General features: G+C 74.2%; 1 protein-coding gene and 1 pseudogene. Both read left to right on the top strand.

Going from position 1 to position 3,206, the window contains the following annotated elements; all coding sequences use genetic code 11:
- Positions 1 to 198: pseudogene (locus ACW0Q9_RS29980) on the top strand (DNA polymerase Y family protein); the annotation flags it as partial.
- Positions 199 to 336: 138 nt separating this feature from the next.
- On the top strand, positions 337 to 3,206 hold a 2,870-nt coding region (locus tag ACW0Q9_RS29985; protein WP_456187045.1), incomplete at its 3' end, for an error-prone DNA polymerase.

Genomic DNA, 3,206 nt, shown 5'->3' on the forward strand with positions numbered 1-3,206 from the left:
CCGGCCCGGCTGACCGTCGGCGCCGGCCGGCCCGCCGAGATTGCCGGGTGGGCCGGCCCGTGGCCGGTGGACGAGCGCTGGTGGGCGCCGGCCGAGGCCCGCCGCCGGGCCCGGTTCCAGGTCTGCCTGGCCGACGGGGCGGCCCTGCTGCTCGCGGTCGAGGGCGGCCAGTGGCTGGTGGAGGCGATCTATGACTGAGCGCCGTGCCTTGGCCGTGCGACCTGCTGGCGTGCCGCGCTTCAGGGCGAGGACGGAACTAGATCTTGGAGGAATTCGGCCCCTCCAGGGGCCGCGAGGTTCCAAGATCTCGACGCGGAACCGTCCGGGAGCCCGCCGATGAGCTTCCACAACCCGAAGATGCCCTGGTCGGAGCTGGAGCAGGTGCTCTCCGGGCGGTCCGGGTCCGGCAGGGGGCGGCCCAAGGGCGAGCGGCACCTGCACGTGGTGGACCCGCTCGCGGTCGACGCCGACGGCGGCGACTCCCCGGCGTGGAGCCGCAAGCGGCAGGAGTACGCGCCGCCGGAGCTGGACCGCCCGGACGACGCGGTGCCCTACGCCGAGCTGCACGCGCACTCCAACTTCAGCTTCCTCGACGGGGCCAGCCACCCGGAGGAGCTGGCCGAGGAGGCCGCCCGGCTGGGGCTCACCGCGCTCGCCGTCACCGACCACGACGGCTTCTACGGCGTGGTGCGCTTCGCCGAGGCGGCCCGCGCGCTGCACCTGCCGACGGTCTTCGGCGCGGAGCTCTCCCTCGGGCTGCCCGGCCCGCAGAACGGCGAGCCGGACCCGCACGGCGCGCACCTGCTGGTGCTGGCCCACGGCCACGAGGGGTACGCCCGGCTCGCCGCCACCATCGCCCGGGCACAGCTGCGCGGCGGCGAGAAGGGCCGCCCGGTCTACGGCGAGCTGGAAGAGGTCGCGGAGGAGCTGCGCGACCACGTGCTGGTGCTCACCGGCTGCCGCAAGGGGCACGTGCCCGCCGCGCTGCTCACCGAGGGCGTCGACGCGGCGGCCCGGGAGCTGGACCGGCTCACCGCGCTGTTCGGCGCCGAGACGGTGGCGGTGGAGCTGACCGACCACGGCCACCCGCTCGACGCCGACCGCAACGACGCGCTGGCCGAGCTGGCCGCCGCGGCGGGGCTGCCCACGGTGGCCACCAACAACGTGCACTACGCCACCCCGGGGCGGCGTCGGCTGGCCACCACCGTGGCGGCGGTGCGGGCCCGGCGCAGCCTGGACGAGATCGACGGCTGGCTGCCCGCCGCCGCCACCGCCCACCTGCGCAGCGGCGCGGAGATGGCGGCGCGGTTCGCCGCGTACCCGGGGGCGGTGGCCCGGGCCGCCGAGTTCGGCGCGGAACTCGCCTTCGACCTGCAACTGGTCGCGCCGCAGCTGCCGGCGTACCCGGTGCCGCCGGGGCACAGCGAGATGAGCTGGCTGCGCCACCTCACCATGGTCGGCGCCCGGGAGCGCTACGGCCCGCCCGAGGCGCACCCGGAGGCGTACGCGCAGCTGGAGCACGAGCTGCGGATGATCGAGGACCTGGGCTTCCCCGGCTACTTCCTGGTGGTCTACGACATCGTCGCGTTCTGCCGCGAGCAGGACATCTACTGCCAGGGCCGGGGCTCGGCGGCCAACTCGGCGGTCTGCTACGCGCTGCGGATCACCAACGTGGACGCGGTGCGCCACCGGCTGCTCTTCGAGCGGTTCCTCGCCCCGGAACGGGACGGCCCGCCCGACATCGACGTGGACATCGAGTCCGACCGCCGGGAGGAGGTGATCCAGCACGTCTACGCCCGGTACGGCCGGGAGCACACCGCCCAGGTCGCCAACGTCATCTCCTACCGGCCGCGGTCGGCGGTGCGGGACGTGGCCAAGGCGTTCGGCTTCTCTCCCGGGCAGCAGGACGCCTGGAGCAAGCAGATCGACCGCTGGGGCTCGGTCGCGGCGGTCGACGTCGAGGACATCCCCGAGCAGGTGGTGGCGTACGCCAACGAGCTGCAGACGTTCCCCCGGCACCTGGGCATCCACTCCGGCGGCATGGTGATCTGCGACCGGCCGGTGATCGAGGTCTGCCCGGTGGAGTGGGGGCGAATGCCCGGCCGCAGCGTGCTCCAGTGGGACAAGGACGACTGCGCCGCCGTCGGCCTGGTCAAGTTCGACCTGCTCGGCCTCGGCATGCTCTCCGCGCTGCACTACGGCTACGACCTGATCGGGATGAGCCTGGACCTGGGCGACATGACCCTGGACGACCCCGAGGTCTACGACATGCTCTGCCGGGCCGACTCGGTCGGGGTGTTCCAGGTGGAGAGCCGCGCCCAGATGGCCACCCTGCCCCGGCTCAAGCCCCGCGAGTTCTACGACCTGGTGGTGGAGGTGGCGCTGATCCGGCCCGGCCCCATCCAGGGCGGCTCGGTGCACCCGTACATCCGGCGCAAGAACGGCCAGGAGCCGGTGACCTTCGCGCACCCGCTGATGCGCAACGCGCTGGAGAAGACCCTCGGCGTGCCGCTGTTCCAGGAACAGCTCATGCAGCTCGCCATCGACCTGGCCGGCTTCGACGCGGCCGGGGCCGACCAGCTGCGCCGGGCCATGGGGGCGAAGCGCTCGGTGGAGCGGATGGCGCAGATCGCCGACCGGCTCTACGCCGGGATGGCCGAGCGGGGCATCACGGGGGAGCTGGCCGACGACGTCTACCGCAAGCTCACCGCGTTCGCCAGCTACGGCTTCCCGGAGAGCCACGCCATGAGCTTCGCCTACCTGGTGTACGCCAGTTCCTGGCTGAAGCGCTACCACCCCGGCCCGTTCCTGGCCGCGCTGCTCAACGCCCAGCCGATGGGCTTCTACTCGCCGCAGACCCTGGTCGACGACGCCCGCCGGCACGGCGTCGAGGTGCGCCGGCCGGACATCAACGCCAGCGGGGCGAAGGCGGTGCTGGAGTCCACCCCGGAGACCCGGTGGGGGAGCCAGCCGGGCGAGCCGCCGCACGCCTGGGGGCTGGGCGGTCCGGCGGTCCGGCTGGGGCTGTCCGCCGTGCGCACCCTCGGCGACGAGGTGGCCGAGCGGATCGAGGCGGAGCGGACGGCCCACGGGCCGTACCGGGACATGCCGGACCTGGCCCGCCGGGTCGGCCTGACCGCGGCGCAGCTGGAGGCGCTGGCCACCGCGGACGCCTTCGCCAGCTTCGGGCTGACCCGGCGGCAGGC

It is taken from the genome of Micromonospora sp. I033 (assembly GCF_053890995.1).